Source organism: Ferrovibrio sp. (genome assembly GCF_041906005.1).
Classification (GTDB): Bacteria; Pseudomonadota; Alphaproteobacteria; order Ferrovibrionales; family Ferrovibrionaceae; genus Ferrovibrio.
On record NZ_JAYRJY010000001.1, the window covers coordinates 648664 to 666686 of the forward strand.

General features: G+C 63.4%; 18 protein-coding genes and 1 tRNA gene. 9 read left to right on the top strand and 10 right to left on the bottom strand.

The genetic code is table 11. The features are described 5' to 3' along the window. Position 1: 1 nt before the first annotated feature. The 7 genes from rpoN to ACE3OO_RS03215 form a co-directional block, all read right to left on the bottom strand. Entirely contained in the window at positions 2–1549 is a 1548-nt protein-coding gene (rpoN, locus tag ACE3OO_RS03185; RefSeq protein WP_374299637.1) for an RNA polymerase factor sigma-54, read from the bottom strand. A gap of 14 nt (positions 1550–1563) precedes the next feature. Further along, positions 1564–2346, bottom strand: a complete 783-nt coding sequence (gene lptB / locus ACE3OO_RS03190) for an LPS export ABC transporter ATP-binding protein (RefSeq protein ID WP_374299639.1) — start codon at positions 2344–2346, stop codon at positions 1564–1566. After that, entirely contained in the window at positions 2346–2957 is a 612-nt protein-coding gene (locus ACE3OO_RS03195; protein ID WP_374299641.1) for an LptA/OstA family protein, read from the bottom strand. Before ACE3OO_RS03195 ends, lptB begins: the two co-directional genes overlap by 1 nt. A gap of 5 nt (positions 2958–2962) precedes the next feature. Further along, positions 2963–3649 carry an LPS export ABC transporter periplasmic protein LptC gene (lptC, locus tag ACE3OO_RS03200; protein ID WP_374299643.1) on the bottom strand — a complete coding sequence of 229 codons (687 nt, stop codon included), beginning with the start codon at positions 3647–3649 and terminating at the stop codon, positions 2963–2965. Between the two features lie 16 nt (positions 3650–3665). After that, positions 3666–4793, bottom strand: coding sequence for an SIS domain-containing protein (locus tag ACE3OO_RS03205; protein ID WP_374299646.1), 1128 nt, complete (start codon positions 4791–4793; stop codon positions 3666–3668). 116 nt (positions 4794–4909) lie between these two features. Next, positions 4910–5524: a ribonuclease D gene (locus tag ACE3OO_RS03210; protein ID WP_374299647.1), complete on the bottom strand. Its 615-nt coding sequence runs from the start codon at positions 5522–5524 to the stop codon at positions 4910–4912. 72 nt (positions 5525–5596) lie between these two features. Then, positions 5597–5683 (bottom strand) — tRNA-Leu (locus ACE3OO_RS03215). Positions 5684–5877: 194 nt separating this feature from the next. On the opposite strand from ACE3OO_RS03215, the gene ACE3OO_RS03220 reads away from it, so the two are divergent. Further along, positions 5878–6993, top strand: coding sequence for an NAD(P)/FAD-dependent oxidoreductase (locus ACE3OO_RS03220; protein WP_374299649.1), 1116 nt, complete (start codon positions 5878–5880; stop codon positions 6991–6993). 7 nt (positions 6994–7000) lie between these two features. Beyond that, on the top strand, positions 7001–7876 hold the full coding sequence (locus ACE3OO_RS03225) for an SMP-30/gluconolactonase/LRE family protein (RefSeq protein WP_374299650.1): 876 nt from the start codon (positions 7001–7003) through the stop codon (positions 7874–7876). Here ACE3OO_RS03225 and ACE3OO_RS03230 read toward each other — a convergent pair whose 3' ends face one another. Both ACE3OO_RS03230 and ACE3OO_RS03235 read right to left on the bottom strand, forming a co-directional pair. Continuing rightward, positions 7877–8812 carry a fumarylacetoacetate hydrolase family protein gene (locus ACE3OO_RS03230; RefSeq protein ID WP_374299652.1) on the bottom strand — a complete coding sequence of 312 codons (936 nt, stop codon included), beginning with the start codon at positions 8810–8812 and terminating at the stop codon, positions 7877–7879. A 6-nt stretch (positions 8813–8818) separates the two neighbouring features. Continuing rightward, a complete protein-coding gene (locus ACE3OO_RS03235; protein ID WP_374299654.1) occupies positions 8819–9595 on the bottom strand; it encodes a cyclase family protein in 777 nt (258 codons plus the stop codon). A gap of 135 nt (positions 9596–9730) precedes the next feature. Here ACE3OO_RS03235 and ACE3OO_RS03240 point away from each other — a divergent pair, with 135 nt between their 5' ends. Genes ACE3OO_RS03240 through ACE3OO_RS03270 form a run of 7 tightly spaced genes read left to right on the top strand, consistent with a single transcriptional unit; the run spans position 9731 to position 17021 of the window. After that, positions 9731–10468, top strand: a complete 738-nt coding sequence (locus ACE3OO_RS03240) for an FCD domain-containing protein (protein WP_374299656.1) — start codon at positions 9731–9733, stop codon at positions 10466–10468. Between the two features lie 27 nt (positions 10469–10495). Continuing rightward, positions 10496–11566: a C4-dicarboxylate TRAP transporter substrate-binding protein gene (locus ACE3OO_RS03245; protein WP_374299658.1), complete on the top strand. Its 1071-nt coding sequence runs from the start codon at positions 10496–10498 to the stop codon at positions 11564–11566. A 24-nt stretch (positions 11567–11590) separates the two neighbouring features. Next, positions 11591–12085, top strand: a complete 495-nt coding sequence (locus ACE3OO_RS03250) for a TRAP transporter small permease subunit (protein WP_374299660.1) — start codon at positions 11591–11593, stop codon at positions 12083–12085. Then, positions 12082–13395: a TRAP transporter large permease gene (locus ACE3OO_RS03255; protein ID WP_374299662.1), complete on the top strand. Its 1314-nt coding sequence runs from the start codon at positions 12082–12084 to the stop codon at positions 13393–13395. The genes ACE3OO_RS03250 and ACE3OO_RS03255 overlap by 4 nt, the downstream gene beginning before the upstream one ends. 1 nt (position 13396) lies before the next feature. Continuing rightward, entirely contained in the window at positions 13397–14428 is a 1032-nt protein-coding gene (locus ACE3OO_RS03260; protein ID WP_374299665.1) for an SMP-30/gluconolactonase/LRE family protein, read from the top strand. Next, positions 14425–15003 carry a cupin domain-containing protein gene (locus ACE3OO_RS03265; protein WP_374299667.1) on the top strand — a complete coding sequence of 193 codons (579 nt, stop codon included), beginning with the start codon at positions 14425–14427 and terminating at the stop codon, positions 15001–15003. The genes ACE3OO_RS03260 and ACE3OO_RS03265 overlap by 4 nt, the downstream gene beginning before the upstream one ends. 17 nt (positions 15004–15020) lie before the next feature. Then, positions 15021–17021, top strand: coding sequence for an acetoacetate--CoA ligase (locus ACE3OO_RS03270; protein ID WP_374299669.1), 2001 nt, complete (start codon positions 15021–15023; stop codon positions 17019–17021). On the opposite strand, the gene ACE3OO_RS03275 is transcribed toward ACE3OO_RS03270, so the two are convergent. Beyond that, positions 17018–17920, bottom strand: coding sequence for a DMT family transporter (locus ACE3OO_RS03275; RefSeq protein ID WP_374299671.1), 903 nt, complete (start codon positions 17918–17920; stop codon positions 17018–17020). The two genes, ACE3OO_RS03270 and ACE3OO_RS03275, sit on opposite strands and share 4 nt — an antisense overlap. Between the last annotated feature and the right edge of the window lie 103 nt (positions 17921–18023).

Genomic DNA, 18023 nt, shown 5'->3' on the forward strand with positions numbered 1-18023 from the left:
CTCAGGCAGTTTTCAGCAGGCCAGCCTTCTTGAGGCGCCGGCGTTCCACGGATGATGGGATGTTCATGGCTTCGCGATATTTGGCGACGGTACGGCGGGCGATATCGACACCCTTGCCGGCCAGGATCTCCACGATCTTGTCATCTGACAATACATCATCGGCCGGTTCGGCATCGATCAATGCCTTGATCCGGTGGCGGATCGATTCAGCCGAAAATGCCTCTCCGCCATCGGTGGCTGCGATGCTGGCGGTGAAGAAATACTTCATTTCGAAGATGCCGCGCGGCGTCGCCATCGTCTTGTTCGATGTCACGCGACTGACCGTGCTTTCATGCATCTCGATCGCCTCTGCCACGGCGCGCAGATTCAGCGGCTTGAGATGCGCCACGCCATGGCGGAGGAACGCGTCCTGCTGCCGGACGATCTCGCTCGCTACCTTCAGGATCGTCTGGGCCCGCTGGTCGAGCGATTTGACCAGCCAATTCGCCGAATTCAAACAATCCGACATATAGCTCTTGGTCTGTTTGTCCTGCCCATTGCCGCCCTTCTCGGCCCGCGTCACCTTGGCGTAATAACGGCTGTTGACCAGAACGCGCGGCAGCGTATCGCTGTTCAGTTCCACCATCCAGCTGCCATCATTGGCCCGCCGCACGTAAACGTCGGGCACCAGCGTCTGCACCGGTTCGCTGCCGAACAGCAACCCCGGCTTGGGATTCAGCGCACGGATTTCCTGCACCATGTCGGCGATGTCTTCCTGGTCGACACCGCAAATCCGCATCAGGCCGGCAATATCCCGCTTGGCCAGCAACTCCAGGTTCTCCAGCAGAGCCTGCATGGCCGGGTCGAGGCGATCGCGTTCGCGCAGCTGCAGCGCCAGACACTCCTTCAGGCTGCGCGCGAACAATCCGGCCGGTTCGATGGTCTGCAGATCGAGCAGAACCGCTTCCACATCGTCGGCGCCCACGCCCAACCGTTCCGCGATCTCCTCCAGCGGCTCGGTGAGGTAGCCGGCCTCATCCAGCGCATCGATCAGGGCCTGTCCGATCAGGCGGTCGCCAGCATTGGCCGGCATCAGCAGCCATTGGTCCTGCACATGCTCGCGCAGGGAGCGGCTTTCGGTCAGGCTATTTTCCAGCCCGCCGCTTTCATCCTCAAAGCGCGGATCGCCGCCGCGCCCGCTGATGTAATTGCTGCCCAGGCCGCTTTCCGGCCCCATCGCATCATAGCCGCTGTCGTTATTGAAGGTGCTGTCGGCTTCGCTGTCGACATCGAGCGATTCCCGGGCCTTCTCGGCGATACCATCGGAAGCGAGATCGATCCGCTCGACCGCCGGCCCAGCTTCAGCCACTTCAAACGGGTCCTTGGCATCCTCGCCGCCGGGATTTTCAGAATCAACGCGCTCCAGCAGCGGATTGCGCTCGAGTTCCTGCTCGACATAGGCCATCAGCTCGAGATTCGACAATTGCAGCAGCTTGATCGCCTGCTGCAACTGCGGCGTCATGACAAGGGCTTGCCCCTGCCTGAGCTCGAGACGGGGACCGAGCGCCATGGGCTACAGCTCCATCACCAGCTGAACCGCTCGCCCAGATAGACACGCCGCACATTCTCGTCTGCAACGATCTGGTTCGGACTGCCTTCCATCAGAACTTTGCCGTCGTGCAGGATATAGGCGCGGTCGATGATATCGAGGGTTTCACGCACATTGTGGTCGGTGATCAGCACGCCGATGCCACGATCCTTCAGATGCGAGACCAGCTGGCGGATTTCCCCCACGGCGATCGGATCGATACCGGCCAGCGGCTCGTCCAGCAGCATGAAGGAAGGCTGGGTGGCCAGGGCGCGCGCGATCTCGCAGCGGCGCCGCTCGCCGCCCGAGAGGGCCAAAGCGGGTGTGCGCCGGAGATGGGTGATGGAAAATTCGGCCAACAGGTCGTCGAGCATCGATTCACGCCGATCAGCCTCGGGCTCCACCAGTTCCAGAACGGCGCGGATATTCTGTTCCACGGTCAGGCCGCGGAAGATCGAGGCTTCCTGCGGCAGGTAGCCCATGCCCAGTCGGGCCCGGCGATACATCGGCAGGCCGGTAATGTCGTGGCCATCCAGCGTGATGGTGCCGTGATCGGGGCGGATCAGGCCGGTCATGATGTAAAAGGTGGTGGTCTTGCCGGCGCCGTTGGGGCCCAGCAGGCCAACGGCCTCGCCGCGCTGGACATACAGCGACACATCGCGCAGCACCGGCCGTTTCTTGAAACTCTTGCCCAGGCGATGCGCGGCCAGCCCGGGAAAGGCATTCTCCGCCACCAGCCGCAGGCCGTCGCCGCCCAGTTTTTCGCCTTCGATATTCATCAGGGCTTGTCTCCGGCCTTCGGTGCCGTGCCGGCGGCCGGCTTCTCGTCGCTCTTCGGCACGAACACGCCGCGCACGCGACCACCGGATATCGGATCGCAGGTGCTGCGCCCGGTATCCTGATACATCACCGCGCGGGCGCAACGCACTGTGCCCTGGTCGTTGCTGAGCACCACATTGCCGGTCAGCGTGATGGTTTTCTTGTCCACATCATAAACGCCGAAATCGCCCTGGCCGCGCTCCTGGGGCGTCGAAACGAACACGTCGCCCTTGGCTTCGATCTTGGTGATCGAACTGGCATCCGGCCCGCCCCCGGAAGCCGGGGGCTGGGCTGGCTTGGCGCCGGTGGTCTGGCCCTGCGGGTTGCTGCGCTCGCGATAATAGACGAAAAGCTCGGCCGAACGCAGGCGGGTATCACCCTGTACGGCATCGACATTGCCGCGGAAAATCGCAAGCTGCTTGTCCTGCTGCACCTCCAGCGTATCGGAGGCGATTTCGATCGGCTGATCGCTGTTCTTGCGGCCGGTGAAACCGATCTGACCAAAAGCCGGCGCCAGGGCGAAAGTCGCACCGGCGGCTAGCATGACGAGGAAAAGCGCAGAACGACGCATTCCGATCATCCCCGTTGTTCGCGCGGGAAGATCGTGGTCTTCACGCCGTTGATAAACACGATACGCTGGCCTTTGTCGTAAATCCGCATGCCATTGGCATTGATCTTGCCCAGTGCGGATTGCCCCCAGACCTTCTCGTCGCTGGACACCACCTTGGTCTCCAGGTTGATCTCGGCCGAATGGCCGTGCATCTCATAGCCCTTGTCGCTGAACACGGCGATGTTCCCGTACAGGTCAAGCAGTTGCAGCTTGCCCTGATACAGGCCGGTATCGGACGTCAGCGACCACCATTCGCCATTGTTCATGGTGATGTCTGCCTGCACGCGATCAAGCGTCACCTGCTTGTCGTCCTGCGGATCCTGCACCGCGCGATCGGCAGTGACGATATAGGGCTGGCCGCTGGCATCGGTGCCGCGATATCGCGGATTGTTCATCACCAGTGCGGCATTGGTGCTGTCGACATTGCTGAAGGTCAGCGGCAGCATGTTGTGCTTCTTGGCAAGCTGCGGCCAGGCGATCACTGCAACCACGATGCCGAGCGCGATCAGCGGCAGGACGAATTTCATGAACCGCACGAAACGGCGACGGCGTGTCAACGCCGCCAGCGCCGTCGTGGCACTGCGCGGCGTGAAGCCAGCCGCACGCTCGCGCGGCCGCGGCGTGGCGACGATCGGATCGCTGCCGGCGGTCATGCACGATCTCGTCGCATCAGGTGATCCCGGCCCGCACGCAATCGTGCATGTGCAGGATGCCGATTGGATGCCCGTCTTCGACCACGAAGAAGGCCGTAATGCGGCGGCTGTTCATCAACCTCAGCGCCTCGACGGCCAGCAGCTGGGGCCCGATGGTGATCGGCGATTTGGTCATCACCGCATCCACGACCTGCGACAGCAGGTCGCCTTCGATATGGCGGCGCAGGTCGCCGTCGGTGACAATGCCCACCAGGCGACCCTTTTCGCGGCCCTTGGCGCCGACAATGCCGATACAGCCAAAGCTGCGACCGGCCATGGTCACCAGCGCCTCGCGCATCGGCGTGCCGGAAGCCACCAGCGGCATCTCTGGGCCGCCATGCATCAGGTCGCTGACCTTGATCAGCTGCTTGCCCAGGCGGCCGCCCGGATGAAAAACCCGATAATGGTCGTGGTTGAAACCCTTGCGTTCCATCAGCGCCACCGCCAGGGCATCGCCCAGGGCCAGCATCATGGTGGTGGATGTGGTCGGCGCCAGCCCCATCGGGCAGGCCTCTTCCACCGGCGGCAGGATCAGCGCCACATCGGAGGCCTGTCCCAGCGCCGAACGCGACTTCGAGGTGATCCCGATCAACGGAATGCCGAACCGCTTGGCATGGGCGATCAGGTCGGCCATTTCCGGCACGTCGCCCGAATTCGACAGGCAGAGCAGAACGTCGCCCTGCATCACCATGCCCAGATCGCCATGGCTGGCTTCGGCAGGATGCACGAAGAAAGCGGGCGTACCGGTAGAGGCCAGGGTGGCGGCGATCTTGCGGCCGACATGGCCGCTTTTGCCCATGCCCGACACGATCACGCGGCCGCGCACCCCGCTGGACAGGCCGGGATTGCTGCCGCTCACGCCCAGCAGCAGGTCGAGGGCACGATCGAAGCTTTCATTCAGGCCGGCCGCCAGGGCCGCGAGGCCATTGGCCTCCATGAGCAGGACGCGGCGGCCAGCAGCGATATCGGGGCCAGCCGAAGATTGCCGGCCGGCGACACTAACCACTTTCGACCGGGCAGCAGACGACCGGCTCTCTTTGGCGACGGCTTTCGCACGTTTCTTTCCGGCGCGCTTGGTGCGCGCGGCGGACGGCGCGGAGGTCATGGGCTACCCACGGCTTGCAAGATACAAACAAGAATCGTGCCAAGTATGGAGAATCGGCCGCCAAATTGCAAACCCGGCCGGCCTCTTACTGTCTGATTCCTCAGACAGGCTAAGAATTAATGGGCAAAAATGTCGTCTTCCGGCCAACCGGCCAGATCCAGCGCGGCCCGGGCCGGCAGGAAGTCAAAACAGGCCTGCGCCAGGACGGCACGACCTTCGCGGGCAAGCATGCCGTCCAGTACCGCCTTGAGCTGGTGCAGGTGCAGGACATCGGAGGCCGCATAGCGCTGCTGCGCCTCGGTCAGGTCCTTCTGCCCCCAATCGGAAGACTGCTCCTGCTTGGAGATTTCCACGCCGATCAGGTCACGGCACAGATCCTTCAGGCCATGGCGGTCGGTGAAGGTGCGGACCAGCTTGGAGGCCGTGCGGGTGCAATAGACCGGCGCGGTTTCGGCGCCCAGATACTGCTTCAGCGCCGCCAGATCGAAACGGGCGAAGTGAAACAGCTTGAGGATTTTCGGATTTTCCAGCAGCCGCTTCAGGTTCGGCGCGTCATAGCCGCTGCCGGCGCGGAACTGAACCAGATGGGCGTTGCCATCGCCTGAGGAAAGCTGCACCACGCAAAGCCGGTCGCGCAGGGTGCGCAGGCCCATGGTTTCGGTATCGACGGCCACGACGGGGCCGAGGTCAAGGCCGGCAGGCAGGTCGTTCTGATATACGGTGATCGCCATCTGCGGTGCACTCTCTAGGGTGCGGCACTCTCTTGCGGGTGCGCTCGGGATCCGGCGCGGCAATCGAGGAATTGGTGCCCAGGATAAGACTCGAACTTACACGACCTTTCGGTCACTAGCACCTGAAGCTAGCGCGTCTACCAATTCCGCCACCTGGGCAGGCGGTGCGGGGTCCGGATAGGCGACCGTCGCGACCGAGGCGTGTCTTTACGGCCCCGGCCGGGAGAAGTCAAGCGCCCCCAATGGTTATCCCGCAGGTATCTCACAGGTATCTCACGACGCCCCCCTGCAGGGCTTGCCTTGCCACGCCGCCCTGCCGATAACGGGCGGATCGAGCAGGAGATTGGCGGCCAATGGATACGGTGGAATGCTTGGTGATCGGAGCCGGCGTGGTGGGGTTGGGCGTGGCCCGCGCCCTGGCCCGTCGGGGCCGCGAGGTGGTGATTGTCGAGGCCGCCGGCCTGATCGGCAGCGAAACCAGCTCGCGCAATTCAGAAGTGATCCACGCCGGCATCTATTATCCGGCCCGCAGCCTGAAGGCACGGCTTTGTGTGGATGGCAAGCAGGCCCTCTATGCCTATTGCGCGGAACGCGGCATAGCGCATAAGCGCTGCGGCAAGCTGATTGTCGCGGCCGACGATGCGCAGATCGCCGATCTGGAAGCGCTGAAAAAGAAGGCCGAGGCCAACGGCGTCGACGACCTGCAATGGCTCACCCGCGACCAGGCCCTGGCGCTGGAGCCGCAGCTTCACTGCGTGGCCGCCCTGCTCTCGCCCTCGACCGGCATCATCGACAGCCATGGCCTGATGCTGGCCTATCTGGGCGAGGCAGAAGAACATGGCGCCATGCTGGCGCTGGGCTCGCCCGTGTTGCGCGGCACGGCGACAAATGATGGCATCGTGATCGAAACCGGCGGGCAGGATCCGATGCAGTTGAAGGCCAGGCTGGTGATCAATGCCGCCGGGCTCTCTGCCCAGCGCATCGCGGCGTCCATCGACGGCATCCGGACCGATAGCGTGCCAGGCTGCTATTACGCCAAGGGCAATTACTTCATCCTCTCAGGGATGAAGCCGCCGTTTTCGCGGCTGATCTATCCGGTGCCCGAACCCGGCGGTCTGGGCACCCATGTCACCATCGATCTGGGCGGACAGATGCGGTTCGGGCCCGATGTGGAATGGATCGACGCCATCGATTACGCGGTCGATCCGGCCCGCGGCGAGAAATTCTATGCTGCGGTGCGGCGCTACTGGCCCGGCCTGCCCGACGGCGCGATCCAGCCGGGTTATGCCGGCATTCGCCCGAAGCTTTCACCATCGGGGGGCAAAGCGGACGATTTCGTCATCCATGGTCCCGAACAGACCGGCCTGCCGGGCCTGATCAACCTGTTCGGCATCGAAAGCCCGGGCCTGACGGCGTCGCTGGCGCTGGGCGAATATGTCGCCGATCTCGCGGAAGCCACAGGGGGATGATCCGGGGATGACGACACCGGCCTGCATCCTCGACGGTCATTTCGACCTGGCGGAATCGCCGGTCTGGTCGGTTGCGGAACAGGCACTCTGGTTTGTCGACATCAACGCGCCAGCCCTGCATCGATACGATCCGGCGAGCGCCGCACATCGGCACTGGTCGATGCCGGAAGCCATCGGCTGCATCGCCTTGGATCGCCATGGCAGACTGATCGCTGCGCTCCGCGATGGCCTGTACCGCCTCGATCTCACCAGTGGCAGGCATCACCTGCTTGCGGCAGCGCCCTATGATGCGGGGCTTATGCGTTTCAATGACGGCCGTTGCGACCGCCAGGGCCGCCTCTGGGCCGGCACCATGACCGATGATCGCCGGCCCCATGGCGCGCTGTATCGTTTCGATGGCCGGCAATTCGTAAGGCAGGAACTGGCCGGCTCCATCGCCATCTCGAACGGTCTGGCCTGGAGTCCCGATGGCCGCATCCTGTATCACGCCGATACGCCGGCGATGCAGGTGCATGCCTATGATTACGACATCGCGACGGCGGAATTATCGAACCGCCGGCTGTTCCTCGACCTGCGCGCCGTCGGCGAACGGCCCGACGGCGCCACGGTTGACAGTGCCGGCAATTACTGGCTGGCGCTCTATGGAGCCGGCAAGGTGGCGCAGTTTTCGCCAGCCGGCGAACGTCTGCGTGAAATCCACCTGCCGGTGAAGGCGCCAACCATGCCCTGCTTTGGCGGGCCCGATCTGCGCACGTTGTTCATCACCACGGCACGCCAGAAACACACACCCGAAGAGCTGGAAAAGATGCCGCTGGCCGGCGGCATCTTCAGCCTTCGCGTCGAGATTCCGGGCTTGCCGGAGGCCCCGTTTATTTCTGCCTGATTACTTCTGCCTGACCACGCGGTTGCGCAGGATGCCGATCTTCTCGACTTCCAACTCCACCACGTCGCCATCCTTCAGATAACGGCCGTGTTCCAGGCCGCAGCCGTCGCCGACCGTGCCCGAGCCAAAGAATTCACCGGCATGCACGGTCTCATCAGCCGAGACGCGGGCCAGCAGGTCTTCGAAGGTGTGGTGGATGGTGCTGGAATTGCTGTCGCACCAGGTTTCGCCATTCACGCGCGCCTGCATGCGCAGCTTGTAGGGATCGCCGATCTCGTCCAGCGTCACCAGGAACGGCCCCATGCTGTTGCCGGTATCGAAATCCTTGCCCTTGCAGGGCCCCAGCATGCTCTGCATTTCGATGCTCTGGGCATCGCGCGCCGAGAAATCGTTGAAAATGGTGAAGCCAAAGATGTGATCGCGGGCTTCGCTCGGCTTGATGTTCTTGCCGCCCTTGCCGAGGAAGAAACCGAATTCCAGCTCAAAATCCATCACCTGGCTGTAGCGCGGCCAGATCACGTCGCCATCGGGTCCATTCACCGAGAAGCGGTTGGACTTGTAGTAGATCGGAATCTGATACCAGGTCGGCGCCACCTTGATCATGCCCAGCTTGACCAGCAGCGGGCCAAGGATCGGCTTGCGCATGATGGCGATACGCTCCATCGCCTGCTGCACATGCTTCTCGAACAGCATGGAATCGCGGATCTGCTCGGGCACCGGCACCGGCGCATGCAGTTTCGCCTCGCTCAGCGGCACGCGGATTTCCGCTTTTTCCTGCAGCGCGCGGGCTTTCGCCTTGGCCTCGTCGCCACCCTTGATGATGGAGAGCATGTCGGGGAAGGCATCGCCCAGATCAACGATATTGGCGCCGTCGCCGGTGAGTACGCCCGGACGCATGGAACCGCGCGCCGGATGGCTGAAAGTGCAGAATTTCATATCTGGTTATTCCTCGAAAATGGCAACCGCGCGGGTCCAGCCGGCGGAAGCGCCGCGAATCTTGTGCGGGAAACAGGAGATGGTGAAGCCGAACGGCGGCAGCACCTCCAGGTTATGCAGCTTTTCCAGATGGCAGTAGCCGATGTGGCGGCCAGCCTTGTGGCCTTCCCAGATCAGCGACGCGTCGTGGCTTTCCTTGAATTTCTCGGCCGTATGCACGAAGGGCGCATCCCAGCTCCAGGCATCGGTGCCGGTGACGCGCACGCCGCGTTCCAGCAGATACATCGTGGCCCTGTAGCCCATGCCGCAGCCGGTGCTGACATAGCTGGGCTGGCCATAGGCTTTGCCGGCCGCTGTATTCACCACGACGATATCGTGTTCCTTCAGCGTGTAGCCGATCCGCTTCAACTCGGCGTCCACATCCTTGTCGGTCACCACATAGCCGTCGGGCAGATGCCGGAAATCCAGTTTCACGCCATCGCCGAAGCACCAGTCCAGCGGCACCTCGTCGATGGTCCAGGCGCGTTCGCCATGGTTCATGGTCGAATGGAAGTGATACGGCGCATCCAGATGGGTGCCGTTATGGGTGTTGAGCGTGACATTCTCCACCGCCCAGCCTTCGGCATCGGGCAGGTCTTCCTCCTTCAGGCCGGGGAAGAACTTGATGACATCGGACGCGCTCTGCTGGTGGCGGATGTATTCGATCTTCGGGCTGAAGCCCGGCGGATCGGATTGCACGTCATTTTCCAGGTAGATGGAGAGGTCGACAAAGCGACGGGGCATTTTTCCTCCCAAGAAAATCTATTGGGCCGATTCTGAAAGGCGGCTTGCGGTAATAATAACGACGAAGATTTATTTTGTCGATTTTTTTTCTTTTTGTCGTTGACAGTCCCCCCTCGCGCCTCCCAGAGTGAGGCCATGACAGACGGGAGGACAAAAGCGGATATCCGCGATCTGGCAGCCGAAGCCGGCAGCCTGACCGAATTCGCATACCGGAATATTCGCTCCGACATCATCGCCGGCCTTTTCCCGCCCGGCGCCAAACTGCAGATCGACGAACTGAAAACCCGCTATGGGCTGAGCGCCAGTCCGCTGCGCGAGGCGCTGGCCCGGCTGATCAGCCAGGGTTTCGTCTCGGTGGAAAGCCAGCGCGGCTTTCGCGTCGCCGCCATGAGCCCCGACGATCTGGCCGATATCACCATCGCCCGCCAGGTGATCGAGACCGCGGCGCTGCAACGCGCCATCGAACGCGGCGATGATGCCTGGGAAGCCGGCATCCTGGCGGCCTATCACCGGTTGGATCGCTATGTCGCCCGCCTGGGCGGCCGGCCGGTGGAGAACCTGGCCGAGTTCGGCGAATTGCACAAAGCCTTCCATGTCGCCCTGGTCGCGGCCTGCGGTTCGCCGCGCCTGCTGGACGAACAGAGCCGCCTCTACGACCAGGCCGAACGCTATCGCCATGGCATGATGCAGAATTTCCTGGTCGAGCAGGGCACCGGCATCATGGACGAACACAAACAGCTCATGGAACTGGTGCTGGCACGCAAGGCAGAGGATGCCTGCGCCATGCTGCACCACCACCTGAGCCATACCTACGATTTCTGTTTCGGCCCTGACGGCGCCGGCAAGCGATTGGAGGACGCCGTCAACCAATAACCGCGGATAACCTTCGGGAGGAAACCAATGACCGCGATCAAGACCATGGCCTGCACCATCGGTGCCACGGCCGTATTGCTGCTGGCTGGCCATGCACAGGCCCAGACCGTGAAGATGACCGCCGTGGCGGGCCATCCGGTGATCTTCCCCTGGGTGAAGCTCGCTGACGAATTCTTCATTCCCGAAGTCGACAAGCGCCTCGCCGCCGCCGGCAGCAAGGCCAAGTTCGAATGGACCAAGGCCTGGGGCGGCACCGCCGTGAAGCTGGGCAGCGAGTCCGGCGCGATCAAGGACGGCCTGGCCGAGCTGGCCTTCGTCTCCACCATCTTCGAGGCGCCAAAATTCCCCCTGCAGAACGTGTCTTACGTCGCCCCCTTCATGACCGACGATGTCGCGGTCATGTCGAAGGCGATCAAGAACATGCAGGCCAAGATTCCGGCCATGGCCGAAGCCTGGACCAAGAACAACATGATCTTCCTGGGCGGCACCGGCCTGGACAGCTATCACCTGTTCACCAAGACGCCGATCAACACGCTGGCCGACCTGAACGGCAAGAAGATCAACGCGCCCGGCCCCTCGGCCAATTGGGTGAAGGGCACCGGCGCCGTGGCCGTCGCCGGCACGCTGCAGACCTACTACAACGACATCCAGACCGGCGTGACCGAAGGCGCGCTCACCTTCGCCACCGGCGCCTTCCCTGCCAAGCTGACCGAAGTCGCCCCCAACATCACCAAGGTGAATTACGGCGCGCAATTCGCCGGCGCCCTGGTGATGAGCAAGCGCGTCTTCGACAAGCTGCCGAAGGATGCCCAGAAGATCGTGATGGAGGTCGGCGCCGAATATGACGCCAAATTCGCCACCCTGCTGGCCGCCACGTCTGCCTCGCTGATGCAGAAGATGGTGGAAGGCGGCGCCAAGGTGCGCGACCTGTCGCCGGAAGAGCGCAAGCAATGGGCCGCCGTGCTGCCCAACGTGGCGCTGCCCTGGGCCAAGGATCTCGACTCCAAGGGCCTGCCGGGTACGCTGGTGCTGAACGCCTTCGTCGCCGAGATTCGCGCCGCCGGCGTGCAGTTCCCGCGCGACTGGAGCAAAGAGTAATCCCGCTTAATCGGTGGTGCCGTGATGTATAGCCGTCTGCTGGGGGCGATGAACGCCCTCGGCACCGTGTGGATTTTTCTCCTCATGGTGCTGATCAATACCGACATCCTGGGGCGCGAATTGTTTTCCAGCCCCGTGCGCGGCACCACCGAATTACTGTCGCTCTCCATCGTCGGCATCGTGTTTCTGCAGCTTGGCCATGCCCTCATGGTCGGCCGCATGACACGATCCGACATGGTGATCGAAACCCTGCTGATCAAACGCCCGCGGGCGGGCCGCGTGCTCCAGGGGCTGTTCGCCCTGCTCGGCGCCGTGTTCCTCGCCATCATCTTCTGGGGCAGCATTGCACCATTCCAGGAGGCCATCGAGATCGGTGAATATGTCGGCGCCGCCGGCGATTTCACCGCGCCGACCTGGCCGATCCGGCTGTTGATCCTGATCGGTTCGGCGGCCACCGGGCTGCAATACCTGATCATGGCCTGGCAGGATTTCCGTTTCGCTTTTGCAGGTGGCAAATGACCGGCCTAGAGATTGGTTTCCTTACCCTGGCCGGCATGATGCTGCTGATCTGGCTCGGCCTGCATGTCGCGGTCGCGCTCGGGCTCACCTCCTTCATCGGCGTGTGGCTGCTGAAAGACAGTCCTGATGTCGCCATGTCGATGCTGGCCCAGGGCGCTTCGGATTCGATCGCCAGCCACATCTTCGGCGTGGTGCCGCTTTTTGTGCTGATGGGCTTCCTCGTCTCGATTGCCGATATCGGCAAGGACGCTTTTGAAGTCGCCAATCAGGGGCTGCGCCGCCTGCGTGGTGGACTGGGCATCGCCACGGTCGCTGCCAATGCCGTGTTCGCCGCCATCACCGGCATCTCGATCGCCTCGGCCGCCGTGTTCACCCGCGTCGCCGTGCCCGAGATGCTGCGCTACGGCTACAAGCCCGGTTTCGCCACCGGTGTCGTGGCCGGTTCCTCCGTGCTGGGCATGCTGATCCCGCCCAGCCTGCTGATGATCCTTTACGGCTTCCTCGCCGAGGTTTCGGTCGGCAGCATGTTCATGGCCGGCGTGGTGCCGGGCCTGCTGCTGGCGCTCACCTATTCCGTCGGCATCATGCTGATGGCGCGCTTCTGGCCGTCTTATGTGGGCGGCCGTCCCGAGGGCGATGCCGGCCAGGAAACCCTGATGGGCGGGCGTGAAATGACCGCCAAGCTGCTGCCGATCATGGCGCTGATCGCCGTCGTGCTGGGCGGCATCTATGCCGGCTTTTTCACCGCCACCGATGCGGGTGCCGTGGGTGCGGCCGGCGCGCTGCTGATCGCGCTGTGGAAGCGCAAGCTGGATCCGAAGAAATTCTGGCAGGTCCTGGTCGAGACCGGCCACGTCACCGTGGCCGTCTCGTTCCTGATCATCGGCGCCAGCCTCTATACCCGCATGCTGGCGCTGTCCGGCGTGCCGCAATTCCTGGTCGCCGAAATCAGCGCGGCCGGCCTTGGCCCCTTCGCCTTCCTGGCCGTCTATATCCTGCTGATCATCATCCTTGGCTGCTTCATCGATTCCAGCTCGATCCTGCTGATCGTTCTGCCGCTGATGCTGCCGATTGCCAGCGGCTTCGACATGAACCTGATCTGGTTCGGCATCATCACCATCGTCGCCGTCGAGATCGGTCTGCTGACGCCGCCATTCGGATTGAGCGTCTTCGTCATCAAGAGCACGCTGAACGATCCGAAAATCACCCTGCGCACCATCTTCCTCGGCGCCCTGCCTTTCGCCGTGATCATGCTGCTGACCCTGATCATCCTGGTGATTTTCCCCAGACTCACCCTCGCCCTGGTGTGACATGCCCGCTGCCAACCCGCTGAAAGGCTTCCGCCTCAGCCGCGACGACCTGAATTTCATCGGCCACGACCTGCAGCGGCCGGAATGCATCCTGGCCGAGCCCGACGGCACGCTGTGGTCGGCCGATGCCCGCGGCGGCGTGATGCGCATCGCATCCGATGGCAGCCAGCGCCTGATCGCCCAGCAGGCCGATAGTCACTTCGCCGGCACGACCGATCTGGCCAAACGCTTCACCGAGGGCACCCTGCCCAACGGCCTGGCTTTCGCCCGCAACGGCGACATCCTGATCTCGAATTTCGGCACCGACCGGCTGGAAGTGATGGACCGCGACGGCCGCAGCCGCGTGCTCTATGACAGCATCGACGGCCAGCCGATCGGCAAGGTCAATTTCGTGCTGCGCGATTCGAAAGACCGCATCTGGCTTACCGTCTCCACCCGCATCAAGAACTGGATGGAGGCGATCCGGCCCGGCATCGATGACGGCTTCATCGCCCTGGCCGACGAGCGCGGCCTGCGCATCGTGGCCGATGGCCTGCATTTCACCAACGAAATCCGCTTCGATGCCCGCGAGGAATATCTCTACGCCGTGGAAACCTGCGGCCGCCGCATCACGCGGTTCCGCGCCGCTCCGGACGGCAGCCTGAGCGACCGTGAGATTTTCGGCCCCGGCGATTTCGGCCCAGCCGGCTTTCCCGATGGCTGCGCCTTCGATTCTTTTGGCAACCTCTGGGTCACGCTGGTGATGGCCGAGAAGCTGATCGCGCTGACGCCCGAGGGCGAGATGCTGACCCTGTTCGACGATGGAAACCCGCAGGCCGTGGCCGCGCTCGAGGCCGCCTATCAGGCCGGCAACGCCACGCCCGAGCTGATGATGGCCGCCCGCAGCAGCGTCACGCCCTGGATCGCCAGCGTCACCTTCGGCGGCCCCGATCTGCGCAACGCCTATATCGGCACCCTGTTCGGCACCAACATCCCGTGGTTCCGCAGCCCGGTTGCCGGCCTGCCCATGGTGCACTGGAAGGACCGCCCATGAACCGCACGCCCCGCCGCATCGTCACCGGCCATGATGCCAACGGAAAGTCCGTCGTCGCCATGGATACCGCCATGCAGCCGACCCTGGAAAAGCCCGAAATCGGCGTCGCCTTCTATGAAATCTGGAACACCAGCGGCAGCCCGGTGCGCGTCGACAATGGTGCCGACCCCACCACCCGCCCGCTGCAGATCGAGCCGCCGAAGCAGGGCAGCATCATCCGCTTTGTCGATTTCGGCCCGAAACAGGCCGCCCGCCCCGCTATGACGCGCGAAATGGCGGAAGCCGCCTTCGCTCTGGTCGGTTCGGGCCATGCCTCGACCTGGAAGCCAGACAGCCCGCATCCGATGATGCACCGCACGGAATCGATGGATTACGGCATTGTCGTATTCGGCGAGATCGTGCTGGTGCTGGACGACGGCTCGCGCACGCATCTGAAAGCCGGCGACGTGGTGGTGCAGCGCGGCACCGACCATGCCTGGGAAAACCCGTCCGAGACCAATCCCGCCCGCATGGCCTTCATCCTGCTGGATGGTGCATTTTCCCCGGAGATCGCTAAGCTGATCGAAAAGGCTTGAGAATCTCCGGAGGAAACATGAGCGCCAGCGACGCCCCAGCCCAGTTGTGGTCCCCCTCGGCCGAACGGATCGGCCGCAGCCGGCTGCACCATTACATGGACTGGCTGAAGCGCGAGCGTGGCCGCGATTTCGCCGATTACGACGCGTTGTGGCGCTGGTCGGTCAGCGATCTGGAAGGCTTCTGGGCCTCGCTGTGGGACTTTTTCGAGATCAGGGCGCACAAGCCCTATACGAAAATCCTGGGCAAACGCGACATGCCCGGCGCGGAATGGTTCACCGGCGCCGAGGTGAATTTCGTCGACCAGGTGCTGCGGCATGAAACCGATGCGCGGCCCGCCATTCTCTATGCTTCGGAAACGCAGCCGCTGCGGCAGATGTCGTGGCGCGAGATGCATGGCAGAGTCGGCAGCATGGCCGCCTATCTGCGTGGCCGAGGCGTCAAACGCGGCGACCGCGTGGTGGCCTATGCGCCGAATACGCCGGAAACCATCATCGCCTTCCTGGCGACCGCCAGCATCGGCGCAATCTGGTCGGTCTGCTCGCCGGATATGGGCCTGAACGCGGTGCTCGACCGCTTCCGCCAGATCGAACCCAAGGCGCTGTTTGCCGTGCCGTCCTGCGATTATAACGGCAAACACCATGACAAGGGCGAGGTGCTGGCCGAAATGGTCGCCGCCCTGCCCAGCCTGACCGATCTCATCCTCATGCCGGGCCAGGAAAGCGCATTCCTGGGCAGCCATGCCATGCCTGCGAATATCTGTATCGGCGACTGGGCCGACATCGTTGCCGAACCAGCCGAATTGAAGGTCGAACCCGTGCCCTTCGACCATCCGCTCTGGGTGGTCTATTCCTCGGGCACCACCGGCCTGCCCAAGCCGATTGTGCACGGTCATGGCGGCATCCTGATGGTCATCATGGCGATGATGGCCCTGCATAACGACATCGGCCCCGACGATGTCTATCACTGGTATTCCAGCACCGGCTGGATCATGTGGAACGCGCAGGTCTCCGGCCTGCTGGTCGGCGCCACCATCGCCATCTACGACGGCGCGCCCAGTCATCCCGACTGGACCACGCTGTGGCGGTTTGCCGGCGAGACCAAGGCCACCTTCTTCGGCGCTGGTGCCGCTTTCTATGCCAATTGCCAGAAGGCGGGCGTGCATCCGCGCCAGATCGCCGACCTGTCGCATCTGCGCAGCGTCGGCTCCACCGGATCACCGCTGTCGGAAGAGTCTTACGCCTGGATCTACGGCGAACTCGGCCAGGATGTCTGGCTGACCTCGATATCCGGCGGCACCGATTTTGCCGGCGCCTTTGTTGCCGGTTGCGTCATGCTGCCGGTTTATGCTGGCGAGATGCAGGTGCGCTGTCTCGGCGCCAACATCCAGGCTTATGACGATCAGGGCAAACCGCTCGACAATGAGGTCGGCGAACTGGTCTGCGTCTCGCCCATTCCCTCCATGCCGCTGTTCCTGTGGAATGACAAGGACGGCCAGCGCTATCGCGACAGCTATTTCGACATGTATCCCGGCGTCTGGCGCCATGGCGACTGGATCAGGATCACCCCGCGTGGCGGCGCGGTGATCTATGGCCGTTCCGACGCCACCATCAACCGCTACGGCCTGCGGCTCGGCACGGCGGAAATCTACCGTGCGGTGGAGGAACTGCCCGAGATCCTCGACAGCCTGGTGATCGACCTCGAATATCTGGGCCGCGACTCCTACATGCCGTTATTCGTGGTGCTGCGCCCGGGCATCACGCTGGATGCCGCGCTGAAGGAACGCATCAACCAGGCGATCCGCAAGGCGGTATCGGCACGCTTCGTGCCGAACGACATCTTCCAGGTGGCGGAAGTGCCCCGCACATTGTCGGGCAAGAAGCTGGAAGTGCCGGTGAAGAAAATCCTGCTCGGCCAGCCGGCCGAGAAAGTCTCCAATCCCGGCACCATGGCCAATCCCGGCAGCCTGGCCTGGTTCGTCGATTTCGCGGCGAAGCGCGCGGCCAGTTCGGCGGCCTAGCCGGCCTTGAGCTGGGCGCGACGCGCCAGCAGGATTCCGCCCAGCACCACGATGCCGCCGGCGATCTGCAACGGCTGCAGCCCCTCGCCCAGCCAGAGCCAGCCAAAAAAGGCCGCCGCCACCGGCTGGATCAGCACCACCAGCGAGGAAAACGACGCCGGCAGGTGGCCCAGCGCATAGGCGATCAGGCTCTGGCCCAGGGCATGGCTGATCCAGGCCAGGCCGAACAGCGTCGCCCAGCCGGTGAGTGTCGGCGGCAGCAGGCCCTCGCCCATCACCCACACCATCGGCAGCAGGGCCAGGCCGCTGACCAGGCTGGACCACAACATCAGTTGCTGCGTGCTGTGCCGACCACGCAGCTTGGCCACCGCGATCATGTAGGCGCCATAGAAAATCGCCGTGGTGAAAGCCAGCAGGTCGCCAAAAACATAATCGCCGCCAAGCTGGAAACTGGCCCCCACCAGCATCAGCGCGCCGCAGATCGATACCAGCAGCGCGACCAGGAAGGACGGCGTGATCTTCTCGCGCAGCACCAGCCAGGCCCCCAGCGTCACGATCACCGGGGCAAAGTTGCTCAGCAGGGTGGCATTCGCCACCGTGGTATACTGAATCGACAAATGCCAGAAAAACAGGTCGCCGGCGAACAGCAGTCCCGGGATCAGGATCAGGGGGGGCAGTCCCGGCGCATCCATGCTCTTTGTGCTGGCCGGGCGGAACTGCCAGAACAGCCAGAGCGGCGGCACGGCCAGGATGGTGCGATAGAACCCGGTGGCCGTCGGCCCCACTTCCGACAGGCGCACAAAGATCGGGGAAAAGGCGATGGCAAGCGCGCCGATCACCAGGCCGGCCAGGGCAAGGCGCTGACCACGGGTAACGAGATTGGCGGACGGGGACGGCATGGCGAACGGTATCGTTATGAATGATGTACCGGCTTAGCCCTGCCGCCGCGGAAACACAACCGCGACAATGTCATCCAATTGCCCCGATCCTGATATCGATGCA